Here is a 26,791-nt window from a genome sequence, read left to right on the forward strand (position 1 = left end):
GCCCCGCCTCGGACGAGGGTGACTCGGGCGAGGGCGGGGTGTGTCCCGTGCGGCTTTCGCGCGTGGTCCCGATGCCGGCCGAGCTGGGCGCGTACACGGGGACGTTCTCCGGATTCGGGCCGCACGTCGTGGCGCTCGGCGGCGGCCACGGGCTGTACGCGTCTCTGTCGGCATTACGCATGGTGACCGACCGGCTGACGGCCGTGGTCACCGTCGCCGACGACGGCGGCTCCAGCGGCCGGTTGCGGCGCGAGCTAGGCGTGCTGCCGCCCGGCGACCTGCGGATGGCGCTGGCCGCGCTGTGCGGCGACGACGAGTGGGGCAGCACGTGGAGCGAGGTCGTGCAGCACCGCTTCCGCAGCGAGGGGGAGCTGCACGGGCACGCCGTCGGCAACCTGCTCATCGTCGCCCTGTGGGAGCTGCTCGGCGACCCGGTGGCCGGGCTCGACTGGGTCGGGCGGCTGCTCGGCGCGCACGGCAGGGTGCTGCCGATGGCGTCCGTGCCGCTCGACATCGTGGCCAGGGTGGAGCTCGACGGCGTCATCTCGATCGTGCGCGGGCAGGTGGCCTGCGCGCTGACGCCCGGTCGCGTGCAGGCCATCTCCCTCGTGCCCGAGGACCCGCCCGCCCGGCCCGAGGCCGTCGAGGCGGTGCTGGACGCCGACTGGGTGGTGTTCGGGCCGGGGTCGTGGTTCACCAGCGTGCTGCCGCATCTCAAGGTGCCCGAGCTGGCCAGGGCGCTGCACGCCACCAAGGCCAAGCGCCTCGTCACGCTCAACCTGGCCCCGCAGCCGGGCGAGACCGACGACTTCTCCCCCCAGCAGCACCTGGAGGTGCTCCGGCAGCACGCCCCCGACCTGTCGATCGACGTCGTACTCGCCGACATCGGGGTGGTGGACGACCCCGGCGCGCTGGAGAAGGCCGCGGGGGCGCTCGGCGCCCGGCTCGTAATGGCCGACGTGGCCGCCGGCGACGGCTCGCCGAAGCACGACCCACGACGTCTTGCCTCCGTCCTGGACGAGATTTTCCTCCAGAAGCGTTGATCCTGGTCGGCGTGGCGCGAAGGTGCGAGAGACTGACGTGAGCCGGTCTGAATGGGGGAGAGGACTAACGCATGGCCATGACAGGTGTGGTGAAAGACGAGCTGAGTCGCCTGCCGGTGCTGAAGCCGTGCTGCCGCAAGGCGGAGGTTTCGACACTGCTGCGGTTCGCGAGCGGCCTCCACCTGGTGGGCGGGCGGATCGTGATCGAGGCCGAGCTCGACACCAATGCCACCGCGCGGCGGCTGATCAAGGACATCGGCGAGGTGTTCGGGCACAAGGCCGAGGTGCTCGTGCTCGCGCCCGCCGGGCTGCGCAAGGGCTCGCGCTACGTCGTACGCGTCTACCGCGACGGTGAGGCCCTGGCCCGCCAGACGGGCCTGATCGACAACCACGGCCGGCCCGTGCGCGGCCTGCCCCGCCAGGTCGTGGCGGGCGCCGCCTGCGACGCCGAGGCCGCCTGGCGCGGCGCGTTCCTCGCGCACGGCTCGCTCACCGAGCCGGGGCGCTCGATGTCGCTCGAGGTCACCTGCCCCGGCCCGGAGGCGGCGCTCGCGCTGGTGGGCTCGGCGCGGCGGCTCAAGATCCACGCCAAGGCGCGGGAGGTGCGCGGCGTCGACCGCGTCGTGGTCCGCGACGGCGACGCCATCAGCGCGCTGCTCACCCGGCTCGGGGCGCACGACAGCGTCCTGGCGTGGGAGGAGCGCCGGATGCGCCGCGAGGTGCGGGCCACCGCCAACCGCCTCGCCAACTTCGACGACGCCAACCTGCGGCGCTCGGCCCGCGCGGCCGTCGCGGCGGGAGCGCGGGTGCAGCGGGCGCTGGAGATCCTCGGGGACGAGGCGCCGGATCACCTCGTGGTGGCGGGGCGGCTCCGGGTGGAGCACAAGCAGGCGTCACTGGAGGAGCTGGGGCAGATCGCCGACCCGCCGCTGACCAAGGACGCCATCGCGGGCCGCATCCGCCGCCTGCTCGCCATGGCCGACAAGCGCGCCTCCGACCTGGGGATCCCCAATACCGAGGCCAACCTCACCGTCGACATGCTCTCCCCCTGATCCACGAGCATCCGTGACGGTTCCGCCCGGTGAGTCTCCTTCCCAGACCCATCCGTTACGGCTTCGCGTGGCCGGCCGCACGCGCCGACGTCGGTGGCCGTCCGTCATGGCCGGTCGTGAAGGCTCACGGGCCGGGCGCCGTGACGACGCGCGTCCTTGGCCGGCTCCGTGGTGACCCTGGCCGCGCCGCGGTTCCCCGTCCGGCGGGTCCAGGGCGCCACTCACGAAGCGGCTGGAGGCTGGTCCTTGGCGGGGCCGCGGGGGGTGAAGAGGTCCGCGGTGGGCTTCGGGGTGGGGGCCTGGAGGGGTTCGAAGGGGGCTCGGTATTCCGGTTCCCCCTCCGGCTGCCCGGCCGTCTCCGGCTGCTCCACCCGCTGCCTGCGGCGGATCCGGATGACGCGGAGGGCGAGCAGGGCCAGGGCGGCCAGGGCCGCCACGGCGATGTAGAGCCAGGCGGCCCACGTCTCCGACAGCGGATCCTTGTAGAGCGACGGCGCGTAGGGGAGGCCGGCGGTGAAGTTGTCCAGGGTGACGTCGGACAGGTCGGCGGGGCCGCGCTCGGCCGGCGGCGTGCGCAGCGCGGTGCCGATCATGATGGAGGAGCCCACGACCTGTCCCGCGGCCACGGCGCCGCCCGCGTACACCGCCGCGATGGGCACCAGCACGACGCTGCGGGGACGTACCGCGCCCATCGCCAGGGCGACCAGCAGCGCGATCACGAGAGAGGAGGCCACCGAGAGCGGGTAGCCGTTCCCGAAGCCCGCGACGGCGGCGGGCAGGCGCGTCTGGAACAGGACGGCCGCCCCCAGGGCCGCCGCGCAGATGAGCGCGGCGATCAGGCCTGTGATCAGCCCGGGCAGCAGGCCGGACCGCTTGTGTGACATCTCAGCCCCCAGAGAATGCACGAACTTACACCGACGAGTCGGGCACTTTACTCGAACCCCGCAAAATGCGCCTCCTGAACACGGATTCAGATCGGGCACCTGAAGTGGTCTAAACCAATTTGGGTCCGATAAGGTTCGTGGTTGAGGTTAAGCCCGCCATCTGGTTTCGAGGAGATCGGTTCCCGTGAGCATCCGCGTAGGCGTCAACGGCTTCGGCCGCATCGGTCGCAACTTCTGGCGCGCTGTCGCCGCCAGCGGCAAGGACATCGAGATCGTCGCGGTCAACGACCTGACCGACAACGCGACCCTCGCCCACCTGCTGAAGTACGACAGCATTCTGGGCCGCCTGCCTTACGAGGTGAAGGCCTCGAGCGACGAGATCACCGTCGACGGCAAGGCGATCAAGGTCTTCGAGGAGCGCGACCCGGGCAAGCTGCCCTGGGGCGACCTCGGCGTTGACGTCGTGCTGGAGTCCACCGGCCTGTTCACCGACGCCACCAAGGCCAAGGTGCACGCCGACAACGGCGCGAAGAAGGTCATCATCTCCGCCCCGGCGAAGAACGAGGACGTCACCGTCGTCCTCGGCGTCAACGAGGGCGACTACGACCCGGCCAAGCACACGATCATCTCCAACGCGTCCTGCACCACCAACTGCCTGGCGCCGATGGCCAAGGTCCTCCACGACACCTTCACCATCGAGAAGGGTCTGATGACCACCATCCACGCCTACACGCAGGACCAGAACCTCCAGGACGGCCCGCACAAGGACCTGCGCCGCGCCCGCGCCGCCGCGCTCAACGTGGTGCCCACCTCCACCGGCGCCGCCAAGGCCATCGGCCTGGTCCTGCCCGAGCTCAAGGGCAAGCTCGACGGCTTCGCCATGCGCGTGCCGATCCCGACCGGCTCGGCCACCGACCTGACGGTCGACGTCAGCCGCGACGTCAGCGTCGAGGAGGTCAACGCCGCGGTCAAGGCCGCCGCCGAGGGCCCCCTCAAGGGCATCATCAGCTACACCGAGGACGAGATCGTCTCCTCCGACATCGTCACCGACCCGGCGTCGTGCATCTTCGACGCCGGGCTCACCAAGGTGATCGGCAACCAGGTCAAGGTCGTCGGCTGGTACGACAACGAGTGGGGCTACTCCAACCGCATCGCCGACCTGGTCGAGCTGGTCGGCCGCGGCCTCTGACCCCGGCGCCTCCGGCCGCCGGGCCGCCGTCGCGGCGCGCCCGTGCGGGTGGAGGCGGCTGCGTCAAGGGCGATCCGCCTCCACCGCGTGGAGGCCATGAGCAGGGCGGCCCGGTGGCGACCGGGCACGCCTCCACGGTGTGAACACGAGGAGCATGAGCATGCGCACGCTCGACGATCTCGACGTGAAGGGGCGGCGCGTGCTCGTGCGCGCCGACCTCAACGTCCCCCTGGAAGGGGAGACGATCACCGACGACGGCCGCATCCGCGCGTCGGTGCCGACGATCAAGGCGCTGGTGGGCCGGGGCGCGAAGGTCGTCGTCTGCGCCCACCTGGGCAGGCCCAAGGGCAAGGCCGACCCGAAATACTCGCTCGGGCCGGTGGCCGGGCGGCTGGGCGAGCTGCTGGGCCAGGACGTCGCCTTCGCCACGGACGTGGTGGGCGACAGCGCGCGGAGCACGGTCGACAAGCTCCAGGACGGCCAGGTGGCGCTGCTGGAGAACCTCCGCTACGAGCCGGGCGAGGAGTCCAAGGACGACGCCGAGCGGCGGGCCTTCGCGGAGAAGCTGGCCGGGCTGGCCGAGGTCTACGTCGGCGACGGGTTCGGCGCGGTGCACCGCAAGCACGCCAGCGTCTATGACGTGCCGCGGCTGCTGCCGCACGCGGCGGGCGGGCTGGTCGTGGCCGAGGTCGAGGTGCTGAAGAAGCTGACCGAGAGCCCCGAGCGGCCCTACGCCGTGGTGCTCGGCGGCGCCAAGGTCTCCGACAAGCTGGGCGTCATCGCCAACCTGCTGAGCAAGGTCGACCGGCTGCTGATCGGCGGCGGCATGGCGTACACCTTCCTGAAGGCCCAGGGCCACGAGGTGGGCAGGTCGCTGCTCCAGGAGGACCAGCTCGACCAGGTGCGCGGTTTCCTCGCCGAGGCCGCCGAGCGCGGCGTCGAGCTGGTGCTGCCCGTGGACGTGCTGGCGGCGGTCACGTTCGCGCCGGACGCCGAGCACGATGTGGTCGAGTCCACCGCGATCCCGGCTGATCGGGAGGGTCTGGACATCGGGCCCAAGACGCGCGAGCTGTTCGCCTCCAAGCTGGCCGACGCCGGCACCGTCTTCTGGAACGGCCCCATGGGCGTGTTCGAGTTCGACGCGTTCTCCGGCGGCACCAGGGCGGTGGCCGAGGCGCTGATCGCCCGCACCGCCGAGGGCGGCGCGTTCACCGTGGTGGGCGGCGGCGACTCCGCGGCGGCCGTGCGCAGGCTCGGGCTGCCCGAGGACGGCTTCTCGCACATCTCCACCGGTGGCGGGGCCAGCCTCGAATACCTCGAGGGCAAGACCCTCCCCGGACTCGCGGCCTTGGAGGACTGAGGTGACCCAGCGCAAGCCGCTCATCGCCGGCAACTGGAAGATGAACCTCAACCACCTCGAGGCCATCGCTCTCGTCCAGAAGCTGGCGTTCGCGCTCAACGACAAGGACTTCGACAAGGTCGAGGTCGCGGTCCTGCCGCCGTTCACCGACCTGCGCAGCGTGCAGACGCTGGTCGACGGCGACAAGCTCAGGATCGTGTACGGCGGGCAGGACCTGTCGCAGCACGACGGCGGCGCCTACACCGGCGAGGTGTCGGGCGCGATGCTGGCCAAGCTCGGCTGCACGTACGCCGTGATCGGACACTCCGAGCGCAGGCAGTACCACGGCGAGGACGACGACATGGTCAACGCCAAGGTGCAGGCCGCCCAGCGCCACTCGCTCACCCCCATCCTGTGCGTGGGGGAGGGGCTGGCGATCCGTCAAGAGGGCGGCCACATCGCGCACTGTCTCGGCCAACTCGACGGCGCACTGCGCAAAATCACCGCTGATCAGGCAAAATCGATAGTGGTGGCCTACGAACCAGTGTGGGCGATCGGCACCGGCGAGGTGGCCACCCCGGAGGACGCCCAGGAGGTCTGTGGCGCGCTGCGCATCAGACTCGCTGAGCTCTACGACCCCGAAGTGGCCTCCGCGGTCCGTATCCTTTACGGTGGCTCGGTCAAGTCAGGCAATATCGCGGGGATCATGGCTCAACCCGATGTCGACGGCGCGCTCGTGGGCGGTGCCAGCATCGACGCCGGGGAGTTCGCGAAGATCTGCCGTTTCTCGGATATGCCAGGCTAACTGAGTCGTTCTGGGGGTGCGACTTGACACCAGGCCGTACCCTCAGAAGGCAAGTCTGAATCGTCACGCGTTACAGAGCATTGAAGGAACAGGCATACCGTGGAAATCGGAATCTCCATCGCCCTCATCCTGGCGAGCGGGCTCATGATCCTGCTCGTGCTGCTCCACAAGGGCAAGGGTGGCGGCCTGTCTGACATGTTCGGCGGCGGTTTCTCGTCGAACTTCGGTGGTTCCTCGGTGGTGGAGCGCAACCTCGACCGGCTGACCGTCATCACGGGCACGATCTGGTTCGTCTGCATCATCGCTCTCGGCTTGCTCATGAAGCCCTGAGCACAAGTTAAACGCGTGACAGTGATTCTCCCCCCGTGTCTGCGCGCGGGGCGATCGAGCGAGGAGTTCATCCGTGGGTAGTGGCAACGCGATCCGTGGCAGCCGAGTCGGCGCCGGCCCTATGGGGGAGGCCGAGCGCGGCGAGGCAGCTCCGAGAGTGCGGGTCTCGTTCTGGTGCGCCAACATGCACGAGACGCGCCCCAGTTTCGCCAGCGACGCTGCGGTCCCCGAGCTGTGGGACTGCCCGCGTTGCGGCCTCCCAGCCGGACAGGACGAGGAGGCGCCGCCTGCCCCGCCCAAGAACGAGCCGTACAAGACGCATCTTGCCTATGTGAAGGAGCGCAGGAGCGACAAGGACGGCAAGGCGATCCTCGAGGAGGCACTGGAGCGCCTGCGTAACAACAAGTCCCCCTGGTAGGGCGTAGGACCGTTTCCAGGCGAGAGGGCCGCGGGGGTGACCCCGAGGCCCTCTCGTCGTTTCCGGGGGCCGCGCCCCCGCCGCTCAGGGGCGCTCGAAGACCGCCTCGCCGTCCACGAACGTCATGCGCGCCCGCGTCGTCCAGATATCGCCGGGCGGCAGCTCGAACGGGTCGCGGTCCAGCACCACCAGGTCGGCCGGACGGCCCGGCTCCACGGACCCGGCGGGGGAGCGGTTGACCCAGGCCGAGCCCGCCGTGTAGGCCGTCATGGCGGTGGCAAGATCGATGCGCTGGCCGGGCAGGAACGGGGTCTGCGCGGTCGGATAGCCGGCGTGCACCGAGCCGCCCGGTTCCGTACGGTTCACCGCGACGTGCATGCCCTGCACCGGGTCGGCGCTGGAGACCGGCCAGTCGCTGCCCGCGCAGAAGCGGGTGCCGTGCGCCAGCAGGTCCGCGAAGGGGTACTGCCACGACGAGCGCGGCTCACCCAGGTACGGCAGCGTCAGCTCGTCCATCTGGGCGTGGTGCGTGGCCCACAGCGGCTGCAGGTTGGCCGTGACGCCCAGGGCGGCGAAGCGGGGCACATCAGACGGCTCGACGATCTGCAGGTGGGCGATGTGGTGCCGGTTGCCGGGATCGGTGCCCTCGAAGGCGTCCAGCGCCTCGCGCACGGCCCGCTCGCCGATGGCGTGCACGTGCACCTGGAAGCCGAGCCGGTCCAGCTCGGCGACATGGCCCTTGAGCTCGGACGGGTCCACGTACGACAGGCCCGTGCCGCCGCACAGGCAGTACGGCTCCAGCGTGGCGGCGGTGAAGTTCTCCGTGATGCCGTCCTGCATGATCTTGACCGAGGTGGCCCGGAACCGGTCGAGGCCCTCGGCGGCGGCCCGCCGCTCGACCAGCTCCTCGACCTGCTCCAGCCCGCGCGTCCTGTCCCACCACAGGGCGCCCACCACGCGCGCCCTGAGGCTGCCTGAGCGGGCCGCGGACACGTAGGCGGGCAGTTGGTCCTGGGAGCCCGCGTAGGAGCCCACGATGGCGTCCTGCCAGCCTGTGACGCCCAGCGAGAACAGGTGCCGCTGCGCGTCCGCCAGCGCTTCCTCCAGGTCGGCGGCGGTGGGGCGGGGGGTGAGCAGGCCGACGAGGTCCATCGCGCCCTCGTGCAGCACCCCGGTGGGCTCGCCGGCGGCGTCGCGCTCGATGCGGCCGTCGGCCGGGTCGGGGGTGTCCCTGGTGATGCCGGCCCTGCGCAGGGCCGCGGTGTTGACCCAGGCGGCGTGGTGGTCACGCTGGATGAGGTACGCGGGGCGGTCGAGGAAGTCGATCTGGTCGCGGTGGGGGAGGCCGCCGGGGAACGCCGACATGTCCCAGCCACCGCCGTCGATCCATTCCTTGCCAGGATTCTTCGCTGCATAGTCCGATATTTCGGCCCTGTACGCGTCGAGGCCGAAAATATCGGACAAGTCGCACTTCGCGCGTTCGAGGCCCGCCTGGACCGGGTGGATGTGCGCGTCCGTGAACCCCGGCACCAGCAGGCCGCCGTCCAGGTCGACCGTCTCGTGGGACGGCGCCCGGCGGGCCAGCTCGCCCTCCGCGCCCACCGCGGCGATCACCCCGTCGCTCACCAGCACGGCCTCGGCCGCCACGCCCTCCGGGGTGAAGACGCGGCCTCCTCGGAAGAGGATGTTCATCGGTTTCCTTTCTCGGCGGTCGATCCGGCTCGCGCACGCCGAGCCCGCCGTACATCCTCCCGCCTCCACCGACCCGCGCCGAGCCCGGCTCGCCTGCTCCGGCGATCACCAGGTCACCGGGAGCCGCCACACGCCGTACACCAGCGCGCTCTCGCGGAGCGGGACCTCCTCCGGCGGGACCGCCAGGCGCAGGGCGGGGAAGCGTTCGAGCAGCGCGCGGTAGCCGATGCGCAGCTCGATCCGCGCGAGCTGCTGCCCCAGGCACTGGTGCACGCCGTGGCCGAAGGCCAGGTGGTGCCCGGCGTCGACGCGGTCCAGCCGCAGGACGCCGGGATCGGCGAACCGCTCGGGGTCACGGTTGATCGCGGGCAGCCCCAGGATCACGGTCTCGCCCTCGCGGATGAGCCTGCCGCCCACCTCGACGTCCCGCAGCGCGGCGCGGCCGGGCCCGCCCAGGTGGATGATGGTCAGATAGCGCATCAGCTCCTCGACCGCGGTGCCGGTCAGCGAGTCGTCCGCGCGGAGCGCGGCGAGCTGTCGGGGATGCCGGAGCAGGGCGAAGGTGCCGAGGGCGAGCATGTTCGCCGTGGTCTCGTGCCCGGCCACGAGCAGCACCAGCGCGATGTTGGTCAGCTCCTCGTCGTCGAGGTCGCCGATCAGGCCGCTGAGCAGGTCGTCGGCGGGCTCGGCGCGCTTGCGCGCGACGAGGTCGCGCAGGTAGCCGGCCAGGTTCTCCAGCGCGGTCATGGCCTGGGCCTCGGTGCTGTCCATGTCGACGATCGTGACGGTCTGTTCCTCGAAGAACGCGTGGTCGGCGTAGGGGACGCCGAGCAGCTCGCAGATCACCAGCGACGGGACCGGGAGCGCGAACGCCTGCACGAGGTCCGCGGGAGGCCCGGCCGTCGCCATCGCGTCCAGGCGCTCGTGGATGATCTCGGCGATGCGGGGTTCGAGCAGCCGCATCCTGCGGACGGTGAACTGGCCGGTGAGCAGGCGCCGGTAGCGGGTGTGCTCGGGCGGGTCCATGTTGGCGAACCAGCCGGGTGCCGGGGGCCCGGTGACGCCGCCGGGGCGCACGTTCGCCCGCGGCAGCGCGGGGTGCCGCAGGTCGGGCCGGACGGTGAAGCGGGGGTCGGACAGGATCGTCCGGGCGAGCTCGTATCCGGTGACGAGCCAGCCGACATGGCCGTCGGGGAAGGCCAGGCGGGTCAGCGGCTCGGTGGCGCGGTGCCGCTCCAGCTCGGGAGGCGGGGCGAACGGGCAGCCCGGATCGCGCCGGACGGGCAGGGTCGCCGGCTGATCGCCGGACTGTGTCGATACATTGTCACGCATGCGAGACAATGTATCGCAAGCGTGACGCTGATACCATCGGTGGTGATGAATCCCTCCCGACCCGACCCGGCGGCGCCTCGACCGGACACGGAAGAGCCGCCGTCGCCGCTGGTGTGGGACCGCCCGCCGCCCGACAGGCGGCGCGCCCCGTTGACCCGCGAGATCATCGTGTCGGCCGCGATCCCCATCGCCGACTCCGAGGGCCTGGCAGCGCTCACCGTCCGGCGGCTGGCGGCGGAGCTGGACGCCCGGCCGATGAGCGTCTACTCCTACGCGCGCATCACCTCGAAAGAGGAGCTGTTCGACCTGATGACCGACCAGGTGTGCGCCGAGATGATCGTCGACGACCTGCCGGGCGACTGGCGGGAGGCGTTGCGGGCGATCGCCGGCCGCGTCCGCGAGGTCCTGCTCCGCCACCCCTGGTGGGTCGAGCTGATCGGCCACAACGTGCTGATCGGCCCGAACGGCACCCGCCACCGGGAGCAGACCCTGGCCGCGCTCTCCGGCCTTCGCCTCGACCCGTCCACGAAACTCGCCGTCATCGTCGCCGTCGAGACCTACGTCGTGGGCCAGGCGACGTTCGTCATGGACGAGGAGGGGTCGCCGAGAGTCCCCGGCCGCACCGCCGAGCAGGAGGCTCTCGCCCAGTACCAGGCGAGCCTCATCGCCACCGGCGCCTTCCCCCACCTGGCCGGCATCGGCCCCGTGCAGCCCATCCCCGTCCGCGACCGGGAGCGCTACTTCCTCCTGGGGCTCGACTGGCTGCTGAGCGGGATCGCCGTCACCGTGGAGTCACCGCCGGACGACGCCGCGTCCAGCTGAACCCCGGCGGGCCGCTCGCGGGCTTCGTGTCCACCCCTGGTTGGACGGCGCGTACCACCCAGGGTTGAGGCCGCCGGAAATGTATGGCTTCCGGTAGAGCCAGAGATCCAACCCCGGTCCGACGCCGGGCCCGCCTGATTTTTCTAGCATGTGCGCGTCGGCCAGATCCGGCCGGTGAATGTCGGCAACTCACCGTCCACCCCCCTACTCCCGTCTCAGCTCACCGGCTCAGGGAGGATCCGTGCTGGCAGGCAAGAAGTCGTTGGCCGCGGCGGCGGTCGCAGCTCTGGTGGCGAACCTTCTGCACGCTCCACCGGCCCGTGCGGAGCCGGTCTCCGAGGGGCCGCCGGCGGTCGCCGACGACCATCGCGCCGTGCGGGGCGAGCGTGTGCCTGTCCGCCCGCGCACCTCCGACCCGGCGGTCGGCACGAGCGTGCCGCGGCCCCGGTGGCCGTCCGCCGGCGACGCCGGCGTGGTGCGCGCGACGGGGGACGCCGAGGTGCGCGTCCTCGGCAGGAACGCGGCGGCGAAGGCCGGAGTGGACGGGCTGATGTTCACCGTCGACAGCCCCGGCAGCGCCGAAGTGCGGGTGTCCTACGACTCGATCACCCGCTCGTACGGCGGCTCCTACGGCTCGCGCCTCCGGCTCGTCAGCCTGCCGACGTGCGCACTGACCACCCCCGAGGCCGACGAGTGCCGCACCGCCACGCCGGTGCGGGCCGACAACGACGCCGAGTCCCGCACGCTGACGGCCGACGTCCCGGCCGGTTCCGCGGTGCTCGCCGCCGAGGCCGGTCCCGCGAGCCCGTTCGGCGACTACCGCGCGACGCCGCTGGCCGCGACGGCGACCTGGGACAGCGGCGGCAACTCCGGCGACTTCACCTGGTCCTATCCGATGCAGGTGCCGCCGGTGCCCGGCGGGCTGACCCCGCAACTGGCGATCGGCTACTCGTCCGGCTCGGCCGACGGGCGGACCTCCAGCACCAACAACCAGGCCTCATGGGTCGGCGAGGGGTTCGACCTGTGGCCGGGCTACGTCGAGCGCAGCTACAAGGGGTGCGCGGACGACGGGGCGCCCAAGAGCAACGGCGTCGATCCCGGCGACCTGTGCTGGGCGTACGACAACGCGACCGTGACCTGGAACGGCAAGGGCGGCGAGCTGATCCAGGCGGCCGACGGCACGTGGCGCATGCGCGGCGACGACGGCACCCGCTTCGAGAAGGTGACCGGCGCCCAGAACGGCGACGAGAACGGCGAATACTGGAAGGCCACCACGACCGACGGCACACAATACTTCTTCGGCCTCGACCGGCTGCCCGGCTGGACCTCCGGCCGGGCCCACACCGCATCGGCCTGGACGGTGCCCGTCTTCGGCGACGACTCGGGCGAGCCATGTCATGACGGGGGCGGGTTCGCGAAGTCGTCGTGTCAGCAGGCGTGGCGGTGGAACCTCGACTATGTCGTCGACACGCACGGCAGCGCCATCGCGTACTACTACGACAAAGAGGGCAATCACTACGGACGCGACGTCTCCCTGACCGAGGACGCCGCCTACGAGCGCGGCGGCCGGCTCAACCGCATCGAGTACGGCCTGCGCACCGGCGACCTGTTCGCCCCGCCGCCGGCCAAGGTGGTGTTCCAGACCGCCGAGCGGTGCATCCCCGACAGCACTTTCGACTGCGCCCCCGGGAAGATCGCGACCTCGCCCGACAAGTGGCCCGACGTGCCATGGGACCAGAACTGCGCCTCGGAGTGCACCAAGAAGGGGCTGATCTCCCCGACGTTCTGGTCCCGGCAGCGGCTCGTCGGCATCACCACCCAGATCAGGCAGGCTGACGGCGGCTACCACGACGTCGACACCTGGGCGCTGCGCCACGACTGGGGCGACGCCGACGTCGACCGGTCGCTGCTCCTGGAGGGGATCAAGCACACGGGCAAGGCGACCGGCGACCCGGTGACGCTCCCCGAGGTCACCTTCAACCACGTGCAGATGAGAAACCGCATCGACCGCGTCGGCGACGACATCCCGCCGTTCGTCAAATACCGGCTCGGCGCGATCTTCGACGAGTACGGCGGCCAGATCGAGGTCCAGTACTCCGGCGAGGACTGCGGCCTCTCCACCCTGCCCACCCCCGAGACCAACACCAAGAGGTGCTTCCCCGCCATCTGGCAGCCCGCCGGGAAGGAGGAGCCGATCCGGGACTGGTTCCACAAGTACGTCGTCACCAAGGTGATCCGCTCCGACCGCACCGGCCGCGCGCCCGACATGGTGACCGGCTACGACTACCTGGGCGGGGCCGCCTGGCACTTCGCCGACGACGACGGCCTGACCAGGACCAAGGAGAAGACCTGGTCGCAGTGGCGCGGCTACGGCAAGGTCCGGGTGACCACCGGCGGCGACGGCGAACCGCTCACCTCCGAAGAGCACCTGTACCTCCGCGGCATGGACGGCGACCGGCTCAACGCCTCGGGCGGCGTCAAGAACGTCACCGTCTCCGACGGCGAGGGCGGCACGTACGTCGACAAGGACGCGCTGGCCGGGTTCGAGCTGAAACACACCGTCCACACCGGGCCGGGCGGGGCCGTGCACGACAAGACCGTCAACACCCCCTGGCAGCACGAGACCGCCTCCCGCACCCGCCCCTGGGGCACCTCCGCCGCGGTCCTCACCGGCGTCGCCACCACCCGCACCTGGACCGCCATGGACGGCGGCGCCTGGCGGCAGACCCGCGTCGACACCACGTACGACACCGTGACGGGGGCGCCGACCCAGGTCGACGACCAGGGCGACACCGCCCGCCAGGACGACGACCTGTGCACCCGCACCGAGTACGCGCTCAACGCCGCCGCGTGGATCCGCAGCCTGCCCTCCCGCGTCGAGACCGTCGCCGTGCGCTGCTCCGCCACGCCCGACCGGCCCGGCGAGATCGTCTCCGACGTACGCACCTTCTACGACGGGGGCGCCTTCGGCGCCGCTCCGGCCAAGGGGGACGCCACCCGGGTCGAGAAGATCGCGGCACACGACGGCACCACGGCCACCTACGTGCCCTCCGCCCGCACCGCGTACGACGCCTACGGCCGGGTCGCGGCGGTCACCAACGCGGCCGGCCACACGACCACGACCGCGTACACCGAGACCGCCGGGCTGACCACGAAGACCACCACCACCAGCCCGCCCGTCACCCCGGGAGACGCCGCCAGCGCGCTCGTCACGACCGAGACCCTGGAGCCCGCGTCCGGCCGGCCCACCGCGCAGACCGACGCGGCCGGGAGCACCACCCACCTCGCCTACGACGCGCTCGGCCGCCTCACCAAGGTCTGGCTGCCCGGCCACGCCACCACGGGCGACCCCGACACCGAGCACATCTACCAGGTGGCCGAGGGCAAGATCGGCGCCGTCACCACCAAGACCCTGACCTCCGCGGGCGGCCCGCGGGTGACCCAGGAACTGTTCGACGGCCTGCAGCGCCCGCGCCAGACCCAGGTCGAGGGCCCGGACGGCGGCCGGCTCGTCACCGACACCTTCTACGACAGCCGGGGCAACGTCGCCCGCTCCTACAACCTCTACTACGCCGAGGGAGAGCCGGAGCCCGCGCTCTTCGGCGTCGGCACGCCCGGCGACGTCGAGTCGCAGATGACGTACTCCTACGACGGGCTCAACCGGGAGACCGTGCGCCGCTTCGTCACGGGCAGCAACGACGCCCAGGAGAAGTGGCGCGTCACCACCAGCTACGGCGGCGACTGGGTGGCCGTGGACCCGCCCGACGGCGCCACCCCCACGGTCACCGTCACCGACGCCCGGGGTCGCAGGACGGCCCTGCGCCAGCACGACGGTGCGTCCCCGACGGGCCCCTATCAGGCGACGACCTACACCTACACGCCCGCGGGCCAGAAGGCCACGATGCGTGACCCCGGCGGCAACACCTGGTCCTACACCTACGACCTGCGCGGCCGCACGATCAAGGCCGCCGACCCCGACAGCGGCACCACCGTCACGGCCTACGACGACCTGGATCGCCCGGTCAAGACCTCCGACGCCCGGGGCCGCACGCTCGTACCGGTCTACGACCCGCTGGGTCGCGTGACCGAGGTTCACGAGGGCTCCGCCACGGGCACCCTCGTGGCGGCCTACACCTACGACACCGTGCGCAAGGGATACCTCACCTCACAGACCCGATACACGGACGGGCGGCCCTACACCGAGCGGATCGACGCCTACGACAGCGCCGGGCGTGCGCTGAAGTACACCCTCGTCATTCCCCAGGAGGAAGGGGCGCTGGCCGGGAGCTACACCTCCACCATCGCCTACAACCCGGACGGCACGGTCCGCAGCCGGGGCTTCCCGGCAGCCGGCGGCCTGCCCGCCGAGAACGTCACGACCACGTACGACGAGCTCTCCCGGCCCACCCGCCTCACGAGCAACCTCGCCAGCTACGTCACCGCCACCTCCTACTCCGCGATAGGGCGTCCCCTGCAGTACGAGCTGTCCACCGGCGGCAAGAAGGTGTGGCAGACCTTCACCTACGAGAACGGTACGGGTCGCCTGGCCAGCGCCCGCGCGGAACGCGAGGGCGTGGCCGGGGTGGACCGCGACGCGGCCTACACCTACGACCAGGCCGGGTCCATCAGCTCGATCTCGGACGTCTCCCGCTCGGGCACCGACACCCAGTGCTTCACCTATGACCGGTTCCAGCGGCTCCAGCAGGCATGGAGCCAGGCCACGCGGTCCTGCGCCGCCGCTCCGTCGGGTTCCGCCGTCGGCGGGCCGGCCCCGTACTGGCACAGCTACGCCTACGACGTGACCGGCAGCCGCACCCAGGAGGTTCTGCACGGGCTGGACGGCACGGCCGACACCACCCGGTCCTACACCAACGCCCCCGCGGGCGGGGGCCACCGGCTCGCCTCGGTCATCCAGACCGGTGGCGCGGGCGCGCGGACGGAGAGCTTCGGCTACGACGCGGCCGGCAACCTGACCACGCAGGCCACCGGTTCGCAGGACAAGACCTTCACCTGGGACACGGCGGGCATGCTGGCGAAGGTCTCCGTAGGAGACGCCGACACGTCCTTCGTCTATTCCGCGACCGACGATCGGCTCATCCGACGGGATGCCGGCGGTAGCACGCTCTATCTGCCCGGCATGGAAGTACGCGTCGCGGCGGGCGCCGCCCTGGCCTCCCAGCTCTCGGCGGTCCGCTACTACACGCACGACGGCCGGACGATGGCGATGCGCTACTCCGCCTCCGGCGTGCGCTTCCTCGTACCGGACCACCAGGGGACGACGCAGCTCGCCATCGACGCAGGCAACCAGACCGTCGTCCAACGGCGCCTCACCCCCTTCGGGGACGAGCGCGGCCAGAGCACGGCGGACTGGCCGGACGAGAAGACCTTCGTCGGAGGCACCGCCGACGACAGCACCGGCCTGACCCATCTCGGTGCCCGCGACTACGACCCGGCGCTCGGCCGTTTCGTCTCCACCGACCCGCTGCTGCTGGACGACCCCCAGCAGATGCACGGCTACAGCTACGCCGGCAACACGCCCGTCACCCTCAGCGACCCGAGCGGCCTTGCCGACTGCGGCGACGCCCGCGTGACACTCGTGGCGGCCCGCGACTGCAACAGCGACGGCGACTACTTCCCGCCTCCTGGCAATGACCACGACAAGGACCACCACCCGCGTCCCGGTAGGGGTGGCGGTGGAGGCGGCGGTGGCGGTGGCGGATGGAGTGGTGGAGGCGGCGGTGGTGGCCGCGGCGGAGGCGGCGGTGGTGGCGGTGGCGGTTACCACCCTCCGCCCATCGGCCCGGTCCGCATCTGCTCCGGATGGTGCGCCATCAAGGACAAGATCGGCGACTGGGGCGGGGACATCGGCATACCGGACCTCCCTGGGCTGCCTGGCCTGCCTCCCCTTCCCCCCATCGGGAAGGACCCGTCCAAGTGCAGCCTCACGTCTCCCATCGGTTGCCTGAAGCCGCCGGACTTCGACTGGATCAGCCCGTTCGTCGGCGTGCGGTGCAATCGCTTCAGTTGCACCGTCCTGTTGCCACGGTCGGTGGTGAAGTTCATCAGCGAATTCCTCGACAGCAGGGCAGGCAGGTACACGCTTGCCGCCATCGCCGGCATGTTGGGAGCTGCCATCTGCGGGAAGCCCGCCCAAATGAGCGGCGGCGCAGCCTTCGCCGTTGTTGCTGCTTGCGGCACCGCGATCGGCATCCTCCTCGACATGGGCAGTGAATGGCTGCGGAAGGCGAAGGAGAACGGGCAATGCGCGGGTGTCACCGTGGTGATGCCACCGTTCGGGCCCAAGATCCCCACCCGGACTTCCGATCCGGCCGTCTGTCCTCCGTAGCCCTGCCGGCTGATGGCGAGCGCCCGCCCCAGGGCGCTCGCCGCAGGAAATGACGCTCACCCGCGCAGCCAAGGAGATTGGAGAGCCACGCCCATGCGAATGCCACCCGGTGGGAGTGCCCGGCGGCTCATGGTGACCGCCCTGGCCGTCTGCCTCGTCTCCATCGCTCCGGTGAGGACGAGCTCCGCGGCGGCCACGGAACCCGAGCCGCCCAGGGGGAGCGCCGTCACCGAGACGGAGGCGACGCGGGAGGCGCGCTCGTCGGGGCAGCCGGTGGAGGTGCTGGCGCTGCGCGGCGAGTCGCGCGAGGTGCGAGCCCTTCCTTCGGGCACCTTCGAGCTGGTCCAGCACCAGCGCCCGGTCCGCACCCGCAAGGACGGCGCGTGGACCCAGGTGAACCCCGAGCTGACCCGGCTGCCCGGAGGCGGTCTCGGGCCGATCGCCTCGACGGTGGACCTGCGCCTGTCCGAGGGCGGTTCGGGGCCGTTCGTGACGATGGGCAGGGCGGGCCGGACCCTCAGCCTGTCCTGGCCGAAGCCGCTGCCCGCGCCCGTGGTGGAGGGCGACACGGCGACGTACCCGGAGGTGCTGCCCGGCGTGGACCTGAGCGTGCGCGCCGACGTCGACGGCTTCTCGCACCTTCTCGTGGTGAAGACGCCGGAGGCGGCGCGCAACCCCGCGCTGGCCCGGCTCAGGCTGAGGACGGAGTCGCCCGACCTGGACCTCGCGGCCGACGCCGCCGGGGTGCTGCGCGCCAGCGACAAGGTGACCGGCGGCGAGGTGTTCGAGGCGCCCGCGCCGCTGATGTGGGACTCCGGGCCGCCGGCCGTGGGCCTGCTGTCGGACGGCCAGGCGCGGGAGGCGGGACCCGTCGAGGGCTCCCGCGTCGAGCGGGTGGGCGTCGGCCTGGCGCGGGGCGAGCTGGCCCTCGTTCCCGACCGTGACCTGCTGACCGACCCCGGCACCCACTTCCCCGTCTACATCGACCCGGTATGGAAGACGGTGGGGGAGGCGGCGAGACTCATGGTCTCCAGCGGCTACCCCACCACGACCTACTACAACTGGTCGGGCACGCAGGGCGTGGGGCTGTGCGACGTCCAGTTCGACGGGGCCTGCGTCAAGGACCAGAAGAAGCGGCTCTTCTTCCGCATGCCGATCAGCGCCATCGCGGGGAAGGTCGTGCTCTCCGCCGAGTTCATCGCCTACGAGACGCACGCCTACAACTGCTCCAACCCCACGTCGGTCCAGCTCTGGCACGCCAGCGGCTTCGGCTCCAGCTCGACCTGGAACAGCACCGACGACAACTGGATCAAGCATCTGACCTCGCGTGACGTGGCCTACTGCTCCCGCACCCCCGTCGAGTTCGGCGGCAGCGCCCTGCTGGCCGCCGTGAAGACCGCGGTGACCAACAAGGACACCAACATCTACTTCGGGCTGCGCGCGTACTCCGAGTCGACGATGGCCTGGTGGAAACGCTTCACCGCGGACGCCGACCTGCGCATCCAGTACAACACCCCGCCGCCGCAGCCCCTGATGAAGAACCTGTCCATGAGCCCGGGCGGGCCATGCGTCTCGTCGCCGGCGCCCACGGTCAACCGGCCGCCGATCATGTACGCCGTGCTGACCGACCCCGACTCGGGATCGGCGGCCAAGCTGCAGGCCCAGTTCCGCATCCTCTGGGACGACAGCGCCGGCGTGTGGGACTCGCCGCTGACGGAGGCCAAGACGACCGGCTCGACGTTCCAGATGTCCGCGCCTCCGACGATCCCGCAGAACAAGCTGCTGGGCTGGCACGTCCGCGCCTGGGACGGCTACCAGTGGAGCCCGTGGAGCTCGGCGGGCGAGGCGACGGGCTGCTACTTCTCCTACGACGCGGCCGCCCCGCCGCCGCCGTCGCTGACCTCGGCCGACTACCCGCCGTCCGACCCCGACGATCCCGACGACCCCTGGTACGACGGCGTGGGCCGCTACGGCTCCTTCACCGTCAGCACCACGCAGAGCGACGTGAACCGCTACTGGGTCGGGATCAACACGACGCCCACGTCGGCGGGCGAGTACCGCCCCGCCACGCCCGGCGGCCCCGTCACCATCCAGGTGGCGCCGACCAGGGCGGGCGTGAACTTCCTCTACGTCAAGGCGCTCGACGCGGCGGGCAACGCCAGCGCGGCCACCACGTACATGTTCCGCGTCAACGCCGGCGCCGCCCCACGGGCGCACTGGAACCTGGACGAGCCGGCCGGGGCCACCTCGCTGTCGGCCGGTGTGCGCCCGGGCACCGGCGCGGTCACCACGCAGGTCTCCGGCGGCGTGACGCTCGGGGTGGACGGCCAGGTGGGCACCGCGATGCACGGAGACGGCTCCACCGGCTACGCCGAGACGTCCGGGCCGGTCGTCGACACGTCCAAGACGTACTCGGTGGGCGCCTGGGTCAAGCTCGCGCACACCAACGGCTTCGCCACCGCCGTCAACCAGGACGGCAACGTGGTCAGCGGCTTCTACCTGCAGTACGTCCAGGACGACAACCGGTGGTCGTTCAGCCTCAGCAACGCCGACGCGGTGCAGGGCGGGGTGCGGGTTCGCTCCGTCGCGCCGCCTGAGGTCGGCGAGTGGACCCACCTGCTGGGCGTGTACGACGCGGTGGCGAAAACCGCCCGCCTGTACGTCAACGGGGTGCTCCAGGAGGAGAAACCGTTCACCGTGACCTGGAACGCCACCGGCCCGATGGCCATCGGCCGCGCCAAGCACAACGGCGCCAAGGTGGACTTCTTCCCCGGCGAGATCGACGACGTCCAGGTCTTCGACCGGCTGGTCAGCGCGGAGGAGGCCGCCGACCTGTTCAGCCACCACCCGGTGCTCGCCGGCCGCTGGACGCTCAACACCGGCGGGGAGGACGGAACGAGCCACGGCCGCCACCTCACCATGGCCGGCGACGCTCACGTCGACCAGGTGGGCTGGCTGGGCTCCCCGCCGGGCGCGCTCGTCCTGGACGGAGCCGGCGACTACGCCGCCACGGCCGGTCCCGTGATCTCCACCAGCCGCAGCTTCACCGTGGCCGGCTGGGTGACCGCCGCGGGCAGGCCCACCGCCCGCTCGGCCGTCTTCTCCCAGGCGGGCGCCGTCAACAGCGGCTTCACCGTCCGCTACGACCCCTCCGCGGCGGGCGGCGCGGGCGGCTGGCAGGTGGAGATGCCCGACTCCGACGCCTCAGGCGCGGCGGGGCAGCGCGCGGAGCACTCCGCCTACCAGAGCCAGCTCGCATGGGACCACGTGGCCGTCGTCTACGACTCCTTCGAGGACGTCCTGCGGCTGTACGTCAACGGCTGGCTCGAGGAGACCGAGGAGCGGGTCTCGGTCCGCTGGCACACGGTCGGGTTCGACGCGACCGGGGCGTTCCAGTTAGGTCGCGCGAAGGCGGCGGGGGCGTGGGGCGAGTACTGGCCGGGAGCGATCGACGACGTGTGGGCCTTCTCGGGGGTGCTCAGCCAGGAGCAGATCCAGACCCTGGCCGGATACACGGAGCTCCCGTCCGACTCTCCGTTCTGACAGATGGCGGATCGGCCGCCTCCGGGTTCACGCCCGGGGGCGAGCCGGCGGCCAGGCGTCCGTACCGCCTCAACCTCAGTGGTACAACCCGGGGTGGATGTGCGGCGGCCCCGTGCGGAGTTAGCGTGACGGATGTTCTTCACCCGGCCGTCGCCGCTGCAGCGCCTGTTCGCGCTCCACCCCCTGGTCCTCGACGGTGGGGTGGCGCTGTCCCTCGTCGTGGGCACCTGGCTGTGGGACTGGTACGGCCCCGACATGGGCAGGCCGTCCGACCTGCTGTCATCGACGCTGACCCTGCTGGCCAACGGGCCGCTGGCGATGCGTAGGCGGGCGCCGATGGCCGTCATGACGCTGTGCGCCGCCACGTCGCTGATGTACCACCACCTGGGGTACCACATCGGCCTCAACAGCATCGCCCTGCTGGTGACGCTCTACACGGTGGCCGTTCACAGCTCGTGGAAGGCGATCGTGGCGAGCGGTGCGATGGCGGTGGCGGTGTGGACGCAGGCCTCGGCGCTCCAGCCGAGCGTCGTCCTGGGGTCGGCGCTGATCTCGGCGGTCGTCCTCGCGATCTGCGGGCTGGGCGCGGGGCTCAGCACGCGCCTGCTGGCCGAGCGCACCAAGCAGCTCGCCGCCCTGGCCCAGCAGTTGCAGGACGAGCAGGAGGCCGCCGCCCGGCGCGCCGTCACCAGGGAACGCGTGAAGATCGCCCGCGAGCTGCACGACGTCGTCGCCCACCACATGTCCGTGATCTCCGTGCAGGCGGGTCTGGGCCATTTCGTGGCGCTGTCCGATCCGGCCACGGCACACGCCGCGCTCGGGGTGATCTCGCAGACCAGCCGCGAAGCGCTGCACGAGATGCGGCGCCTGCTGTCGATCCTGCGCGTCGAGACCACCGACGAGGACGGTTCCCTCTACACCGCCCCCGACCTGCGGAACCTGCCCACTCTGGCCGAGCGGATGCGGGTGGCGGGACTGCCCGTGGAGATCGTCATCGAGGGCACGGTACGCGCGCTGCCGCCGGGCCTGAACCTGTGCGCGTACCGGATCGTCCAGGAGTCGCTGACGAACGTGCTCAAGCACGCCGGCACCGTCCGTACCAAGGTGCGCGTCACCTACGCGCCGGCGACACTCACGGTGCGCGTCACGAACGAGGGCGGCGCCGCCGTCCCCCCTGGGCGATCCCGGGGACACGGGTTGATCGGTATGACAGAACGTGTCAAGCTCTACCGGGGAACGATCATCACATGCCGACTACCGGAAGGTGGTTTCGAGGTGCTCGCGACCCTCCCACTGTCCGCGTCCGACGAGGGCGAATGAAGCCGGTCCATGATCAGCGTGCTCGTGGTCGACGATCAGGTGCTCATCCGCGCCGGCCTTGCGGCCTTGCTGCGGGCGGCGGGGCTGCACGTGGCGGGCGAGGCCGCCGACGGTGAGGAGGCGATCAGTCTCGCCGCCTCCGCCAAGCCCGACGTGATCCTCATGGACATCCGCATGCCGGGCATGAACGGCCTGCGCGCCGCCGAGCTCATCCTCGCGGCCGAGCCGCCGGTGCCGAAGATCCTCATCCTGACCACGTTCGACCTGGACGAGTACGTCTACAGCGCGCTGCGGCTGGGCGCGAGCGGCTTCCTGCTCAAGGACACGCCGCCCCAGCGGCTCATCGCCGCCGTCAACACCGTCGCCTCGGGCGATGTCCTGCTCTCGCCCATCGCCACGAAACGGCTGATCGAGGCGTTCACGGACCCGCCGACGACCGCGTTCCTTCCCGAGCTCGACCGCTTGACCACCCGCGAGACCGAGGTCCTGCGCCTGGTCGGCCGCGCCCTGTCCAACAGGGAGATCGCGGCGCGGCTGTCGGTCAGCGAGGGCACGGTCAAGACCCACCTCAACAGGATCATGAGCAAGCTGGGGCTGAGGAGCCGCGCCCAGGTGGTGGTCCTGTCCTACAACGCGGGTCTGGTGAAACCGTCGGTCCACTGACGGGCCCACGCCAAGGCGACATTTTTGGATAAATCACTGCATGACGGGATGAAACATGTCGTTAGTGGCCACGTAACAGCCGTCCGGCATGCTCGGTCACATGGGAATCCTGCGCATCCGCACCACGGTGGACGAACGGCCCGGCCGGCTGGCCTCCCTCGCCGCGGCCCTTGCCTCCAGGGGCGGCAACATCCTCGGGCTGAGCGTCCAGTCCGACGCCGACGGCACGGTCGACGAGTTCGTCGCCGACATCCCCGCCGCCCCCGCGACCGTGCGCGAGGCGCTGGAGGCGGCCGGCGGGCGCCGGGTCCGGGTGGTCCCCGCCACCGCCCACGAGCTGACCGACGAGCCCACCCGGGCGCTGCTGCTCGCCTCCAGGCTGCGCGCCGCGCCGTGGCGGCTGCCCGAGCTGCTGGCCGAGCTGCTGCGCGCGGACGACGCCAGATGGATCTATGGTGACCCGGTGAGCGATCTCCCCGACCCCACCCGGCTCGTCGTTCCCGTGGCCCCCAGGCGGGCGGTCCGCCTACGCCGCGCGGAGCTGCCGTTCACGCTGACCGAGGCGGCCAGGGCGGGCGCCTTCGCCCGTCTCGCCCAGCCCGCCGCGGAGCCGGACCCGGCCGACCGCGCGGTCACGCTCTCCGACGGCGTCCAGGTCACCCTTCACCCGCTCACCGCGATCTACCGCGAGGCCGTGCGCGACCTGCACGACAGGTGCTCGCCCGAGTCACGCAGGTTCCGCTACTTCACCTCGATGCCCGCGCTGCCGCCGCGCGTGTTCGAGCGGCTGTGCGACAGGAACAGGGGCCACTCCCTTGTCGCCGGGTACGACGGGCAGGTCGTCGGCATGGCCAACCTGCTGTTCACCGCGGATCCCGGCACCGCCGAGCTGGCGTTCCTGGTCGAGGACCGCTGGCAGGGGCGCGGCCTCGGCACGGCGATGGCCAGGGCGCTGGTACGGGCGGCGCGCGACCTCGGGTACGCGGAGGTCAGGGCGACCATGCTGGCCGACAATGTCAGGATGCGCAGGCTGCTGATCTCGCTCGGCGCCACGCTCGCCCACACCGAGGACCCTGGCGTGATGGAGGCCAGGCTCCCGGTCGGCGCGATGGCGTCGGCCTGAGGTCCCTGCCCGGTAGGCGGTGCTGCTCGGGCAACTTGCCCGGTGGATGGTGCTCAGTGAGCGACTTGCCCGGTGGATGGTGCTCAGTGAGTAACTCGCCCGGTGGGTGGTGCCCAGCAAGCGACTTGCCCGATGGGTGGCGCTCAGCAAGAGACCTGCCCGGTGGGCGGTGCTCCGCGAGCACGTCGCCCGGTCGGGGGCCTCAGGCGGAGTCCTCCTGGGCGGGTGGCTCCTTGCCCTTGACGTCGTCTCCCGTGGTGTCCTCCTGAGTGGGCGGTTCCTTGCCCATGGCGTCGTGTCCGGTGGCGGCTTCCTCCGTGGCCGGCTTTCCGCGGGCGGGATTTTCGGCGGGAGGCGCGATGCCCAGGTGGCGTTCGATGCGCGCCAGGCTCTCCTCGATCCGCGTGAGCCGTTCGCCCAGCCCCGGACCGCGCGCGAACACCATCTCGCTCGGCCGCTCCTCGTGCCCGCGCCCCACGCGGTCGAGCAGGCGCTGGCGCAGGTCCTGCAGGTTCACCCCCGCGTCCACGAGCGCGTGCGCGGCCAGCCCATCGCCCTCCCTGATCACGCCGAGCAGGATGTGCTCCGTGCCGATGTAGTTGTGGCGCAGCTGCAGGGCCTCGCGCAGCGACAGCTCCAGCACCTTCTTGGCCCGCGGCGTGAAGGGGATGTGCCCGCTGGGCGACCTGGCGCCCCGGCCCGCCTCGCGCTCGACGTAGGCGCGTACGTTGTCGAGCTCCACGCCGCAGTTGCCGAGCACCAGCGAGGCCAGCCCCTCGCCCTCGTGGATCAGGCCGAGCAGGATGTGCTCCGTGCCGATGTAGTCGTGGCTCATCATCCGGGCCTCTTCCTGGGCGAGGACGACGACCCTGCGCGCACGGTCGGTGAAGCGTTCGAACACGGGGGATGCCTCCGTTCGACAGTGGCTTCCTCCACTATGCGCTACAAACCAGGGCGTGTGGGGTATTTGACCTGTGTGGATCTTGACGAGGTGGCCGGCCGGCTCTACGCGCTGCCGCCGTCCGAGTTCACCGCCGCACGCCAGGCGGAGGCCCGTTCGGCCAAGGACGCGGGCGACGTACGGCTGGCGCGCGAGATCGCGAAGCTGCGCAAGCCCACGGTGTCCGCCTGGGCCGTGAACCGCATCGCCCGGGAGCATCCCGACGAGCTCGACGAACTGCTGGACGTGGGGGAGCGGCTGCGCGCGGCCTGGCAGGAGCAGGACGCGGACGCGCTGGCCGAGCTGGTCCGGCTGCGCGGCGAGGTGACCGGCAAGGTGGGCCGGCTCGCCAGGCAGGAGGGCGACCTGTCGCCCGCGGCGGCGGCCGAGGTCGACCGGACGCTGGAGTCCGCGATCGTGGACGCCGCCGCGGCCGGGCAGGTGCGTGCCGGGTGCCTGGTCAAGCCGCTCGACTACAGCGGATTCGCCCCTGCCCCCGCCACCCGGGAGCGGCCGGCCGGGCGCGAGCCCCGTACGGACGAGGCCGGGGACCGCGAGGAGGCGGGAAGGGCCGGAAAAGGCAGGAAAGCCGCGGGAGCCGGAGAGGCGGCTGGGGCCGGGAAAGGTGCTGGGGCCGGAAGAGGTGCTGAGACAGGGGGAGGCGCGAAGGCCCGGGCCAGGACGGCGAAGGAACGTGAGGAAGCCGAGGCCAGAAGAGCGGAAGAGCGTGAGGAGGCCGAGGCCAGAAGGGCGAAGGAACGGGAGGAGGCCAAGGCCAGGGAAGCGAAGGAACGGGAGGAGGTCGAGGCCAGGGAGGCCGAGGAGCGCGTCGAGGCCGAAGCTGCGCACAAGGAGTGGCAGGAGGCGCTGCGGGCAGCTCAGGAGGAGTACGACGAGCGCGCCGACAGGGTCACGCGGCTGCAGCGCAAGCTCACCAAGGCCCGCAAGCGGCTCGCCGACAGCGAACAACGCCTGAAGGTGGCCCAGCGCGAGGAGCGCAACGCGCGGCGCCACCTGCGCTAGGGTGTACGAAACGGTTCCGTACACCTGAGCATCCTGAGGAGTGCCGATGACCCCACGCCGTGACTGGACCCCCGCCTCCATGCCGCAGCTGACCGGCAGGACCGCCATCGTGACCGGCGCCAACACCGGCATCGGCTTCCCCACCGCCCTGGAGCTGGCCAGGCACGGCGCCCGCGTCGTCGTCGCCGCGCGATCGCCGGAGAAGGGCCGCGCGGCCGTCGCCGAGATCCTTCGTGCCGTGCCCGGAGGCCAGGTGGAGTGCGGCGAACTCGACCTGGCGGACCTGGCCTCGGTCAGGCGGTTCGCGGAGGGCGTCGACCGGGTCGACCTGCTGATCAACAACGCGGGCATCGGCATGATCCCCAGGCAGGAGACCAAGGACGGCTTCGAGATGCAGTTCGGCACCAACCACCTGGGCCATTTCGCGCTCACGGGCCTGCTGCTGCCGCGCCTGCTCGCCGCGCCCGGCGCCCGCGTGGTGACGGTCTCCAGCGACGCGCACGCCGCGGGCAGGATCGACTTCGACGACCTCGGCCTGGAACGGCGGTACGGCGGGATGGCCGCGTACGCACGCTCCAAGCTCGCCAACCTGCTCTTCACGCTGGAGCTCCAGCGGCGCGCGAAGCAGGCCGGCGCGGACCTGACCAGCGTCGCCACCCACCCCGGGATGACGGCCACGAACATCTTCAAGGTCCGCCTGCTCCTGCCCCTCATCCGCCTGTTCCTCAAGCCGCCGGAGGCGGGAGCGCGGTCCTCCCTCTACGCCGCGACCTCGCCGGACATCCGCGGCGGCGAGTTCGTCGGCCCCAGGCTCCAGCTCCTCACGCCCTCCGCCAGGGCCAGGTCGGAGGAGGTCGCCCGGCGGCTGTGGGACGTCTCCACCGAGCTCACGGGCGTACGATTCGAGGAGATCGCCTACCGCTGAAG

General features: G+C 71.5%; 18 protein-coding genes and 1 pseudogene. 15 read left to right on the forward strand and 4 right to left on the reverse strand.

The window, feature by feature from the left end:
* Nucleotides 1-71: 71 nt before the first annotated feature.
* A complete protein-coding gene (locus FH608_RS11705; protein WP_139630942.1) occupies nt 72-1,043 on the forward strand; it encodes a gluconeogenesis factor YvcK family protein in 972 nt (323 codons plus the stop codon).
* A 71-nt stretch (nt 1,044-1,114) separates the two neighbouring features.
* A complete protein-coding gene (whiA, locus tag FH608_RS11710; RefSeq protein WP_049564205.1) occupies nt 1,115-2,095 on the forward strand; it encodes a DNA-binding protein WhiA in 981 nt (326 codons plus the stop codon).
* 221 nt (nt 2,096-2,316) lie between these two features.
* On the opposite strand, the gene FH608_RS11715 is transcribed toward whiA, so the two are convergent.
* Nucleotides 2,317-2,979 carry a hypothetical protein gene (locus FH608_RS11715; RefSeq protein ID WP_139630493.1) on the reverse strand — a complete coding sequence of 221 codons (663 nt, stop codon included), beginning with the start codon at nt 2,977-2,979 and terminating at the stop codon, nt 2,317-2,319.
* Between the two features lie 184 nt (nt 2,980-3,163).
* Here FH608_RS11715 and gap point away from each other — a divergent pair, with 184 nt between their 5' ends.
* The 5 genes from gap to FH608_RS11740 all read left to right on the forward strand — a co-directional run bounded on the left by gap (nt 3,164) and on the right by FH608_RS11740 (nt 7,060).
* The gene (gene gap / locus FH608_RS11720; RefSeq protein ID WP_139630494.1) at nt 3,164-4,168 is read left to right on the forward strand and encodes a type I glyceraldehyde-3-phosphate dehydrogenase; all 1,005 of its coding nucleotides are present in this window, start codon (nt 3,164-3,166) and stop codon (nt 4,166-4,168) included.
* A gap of 160 nt (nt 4,169-4,328) precedes the next feature.
* The gene (locus FH608_RS11725) at nt 4,329-5,528 is read left to right on the forward strand and encodes a phosphoglycerate kinase (protein ID WP_317135556.1); all 1,200 of its coding nucleotides are present in this window, start codon (nt 4,329-4,331) and stop codon (nt 5,526-5,528) included.
* Nucleotide 5,529: 1 nt separating this feature from the next.
* Complete coding sequence (gene tpiA / locus FH608_RS11730) at nt 5,530-6,312, forward strand: triose-phosphate isomerase (protein ID WP_139630496.1); 783 nt, start codon at nt 5,530-5,532, stop codon at nt 6,310-6,312.
* A gap of 99 nt (nt 6,313-6,411) precedes the next feature.
* Nucleotides 6,412-6,642, forward strand: coding sequence for a preprotein translocase subunit SecG (secG, locus tag FH608_RS11735; RefSeq protein ID WP_139630497.1), 231 nt, complete (start codon nt 6,412-6,414; stop codon nt 6,640-6,642).
* 73 nt (nt 6,643-6,715) lie between these two features.
* Nucleotides 6,716-7,060, forward strand: a complete 345-nt coding sequence (locus FH608_RS11740) for an RNA polymerase-binding protein RbpA (RefSeq protein ID WP_090942943.1) — start codon at nt 6,716-6,718, stop codon at nt 7,058-7,060.
* 84 nt (nt 7,061-7,144) lie between these two features.
* On the opposite strand, the gene FH608_RS11745 is transcribed toward FH608_RS11740, so the two are convergent.
* Together FH608_RS11745 and FH608_RS11750 are read right to left on the reverse strand one after the other, a co-directional pair.
* The gene (locus FH608_RS11745; RefSeq protein ID WP_139630498.1) at nt 7,145-8,752 is read right to left on the reverse strand and encodes an amidohydrolase; all 1,608 of its coding nucleotides are present in this window, start codon (nt 8,750-8,752) and stop codon (nt 7,145-7,147) included.
* Between the two features lie 105 nt (nt 8,753-8,857).
* On the reverse strand, nt 8,858-10,084 hold the full coding sequence (locus FH608_RS11750) for a cytochrome P450 (RefSeq protein WP_139630499.1): 1,227 nt from the start codon (nt 10,082-10,084) through the stop codon (nt 8,858-8,860).
* A gap of 45 nt (nt 10,085-10,129) precedes the next feature.
* On the opposite strand from FH608_RS11750, the gene FH608_RS11755 reads away from it, so the two are divergent.
* The 6 genes from FH608_RS11755 to FH608_RS11780 all read left to right on the forward strand — a co-directional run bounded on the left by FH608_RS11755 (nt 10,130) and on the right by FH608_RS11780 (nt 23,901).
* Nucleotides 10,130-10,906, forward strand: a complete 777-nt coding sequence (locus FH608_RS11755; RefSeq protein WP_139630500.1) for a TetR/AcrR family transcriptional regulator — start codon at nt 10,130-10,132, stop codon at nt 10,904-10,906.
* Nucleotides 10,907-11,147: 241 nt separating this feature from the next.
* Entirely contained in the window at nt 11,148-17,252 is a 6,105-nt protein-coding gene (locus tag FH608_RS11760; protein ID WP_139630501.1) for an RHS repeat domain-containing protein, read from the forward strand.
* A 93-nt stretch (nt 17,253-17,345) separates the two neighbouring features.
* A complete protein-coding gene (locus FH608_RS11765) occupies nt 17,346-20,795 on the forward strand; it encodes a LamG-like jellyroll fold domain-containing protein (RefSeq protein WP_139630502.1) in 3,450 nt (1,149 codons plus the stop codon).
* A 132-nt stretch (nt 20,796-20,927) separates the two neighbouring features.
* On the forward strand, nt 20,928-22,115 hold the full coding sequence (locus FH608_RS11770) for a sensor histidine kinase (protein WP_139630503.1): 1,188 nt from the start codon (nt 20,928-20,930) through the stop codon (nt 22,113-22,115).
* Nucleotides 22,116-22,124: 9 nt separating this feature from the next.
* Nucleotides 22,125-22,778 carry a response regulator gene (locus FH608_RS11775; RefSeq protein ID WP_139630504.1) on the forward strand — a complete coding sequence of 218 codons (654 nt, stop codon included), beginning with the start codon at nt 22,125-22,127 and terminating at the stop codon, nt 22,776-22,778.
* Between the two features lie 100 nt (nt 22,779-22,878).
* Entirely contained in the window at nt 22,879-23,901 is a 1,023-nt protein-coding gene (locus FH608_RS11780) for a GNAT family N-acetyltransferase (RefSeq protein WP_139630505.1), read from the forward strand.
* Nucleotides 23,902-24,385: 484 nt separating this feature from the next.
* Here the strand turns inward: FH608_RS11780 and FH608_RS54710 are convergent.
* A pseudogene (locus FH608_RS54710) lies at nt 24,386-24,802 on the reverse strand (Clp protease N-terminal domain-containing protein); the annotation flags it as partial.
* A gap of 75 nt (nt 24,803-24,877) precedes the next feature.
* On the opposite strand from FH608_RS54710, the gene FH608_RS11790 reads away from it, so the two are divergent.
* Together FH608_RS11790 and FH608_RS11795 are read left to right on the forward strand one after the other, a co-directional pair.
* Nucleotides 24,878-25,864, forward strand: coding sequence for a hypothetical protein (locus FH608_RS11790; RefSeq protein ID WP_139630507.1), 987 nt, complete (start codon nt 24,878-24,880; stop codon nt 25,862-25,864).
* 46 nt (nt 25,865-25,910) lie between these two features.
* Nucleotides 25,911-26,789, forward strand: coding sequence for an oxidoreductase (locus tag FH608_RS11795; RefSeq protein ID WP_139630508.1), 879 nt, complete (start codon nt 25,911-25,913; stop codon nt 26,787-26,789).
* Nucleotides 26,790-26,791: the final 2 nt, after the last annotated feature.

Source organism: Nonomuraea phyllanthi (assembly GCF_006334985.2).
GTDB lineage: Bacteria > Actinomycetota > Actinomycetes > Streptosporangiales > Streptosporangiaceae > Nonomuraea > Nonomuraea phyllanthi.

What these genes read in the sequence shown, in the direction of transcription:
- FH608_RS11750 (WP_139630499.1), bottom strand. Translation starts at nt 10,084, where the DNA reads ATGCGTGACAATGTATCGACACAGTCCGGCGATCAGCCGGCGACCCTG.
- FH608_RS11705 (WP_139630942.1), top strand. Translation starts at nt 72, where the DNA reads ATGCCGGCCGAGCTGGGCGCGTACACGGGGACGTTCTCCGGATTCGGG.
- FH608_RS11745 (WP_139630498.1), bottom strand. Translation starts at nt 8,752, where the DNA reads ATGAACATCCTCTTCCGAGGAGGCCGCGTCTTCACCCCGGAGGGCGTG.
- whiA (WP_049564205.1), top strand. Translation starts at nt 1,115, where the DNA reads ATGGCCATGACAGGTGTGGTGAAAGACGAGCTGAGTCGCCTGCCGGTG.
- FH608_RS11715 (WP_139630493.1), bottom strand. Translation starts at nt 2,979, where the DNA reads ATGTCACACAAGCGGTCCGGCCTGCTGCCCGGGCTGATCACAGGCCTG.
- FH608_RS11765 (WP_139630502.1), top strand. Translation starts at nt 17,346, where the DNA reads ATGCGAATGCCACCCGGTGGGAGTGCCCGGCGGCTCATGGTGACCGCC.
- FH608_RS11795 (WP_139630508.1), top strand. Translation starts at nt 25,911, where the DNA reads ATGACCCCACGCCGTGACTGGACCCCCGCCTCCATGCCGCAGCTGACC.
- FH608_RS11775 (WP_139630504.1), top strand. Translation starts at nt 22,125, where the DNA reads ATGATCAGCGTGCTCGTGGTCGACGATCAGGTGCTCATCCGCGCCGGC.
- FH608_RS11755 (WP_139630500.1), top strand. Translation starts at nt 10,130, where the DNA reads ATGAATCCCTCCCGACCCGACCCGGCGGCGCCTCGACCGGACACGGAA.
- FH608_RS11770 (WP_139630503.1), top strand. Translation starts at nt 20,928, where the DNA reads ATGTTCTTCACCCGGCCGTCGCCGCTGCAGCGCCTGTTCGCGCTCCAC.
- FH608_RS11780 (WP_139630505.1), top strand. Translation starts at nt 22,879, where the DNA reads ATGGGAATCCTGCGCATCCGCACCACGGTGGACGAACGGCCCGGCCGG.
- FH608_RS11725 (WP_317135556.1), top strand. Translation starts at nt 4,329, where the DNA reads ATGCGCACGCTCGACGATCTCGACGTGAAGGGGCGGCGCGTGCTCGTG.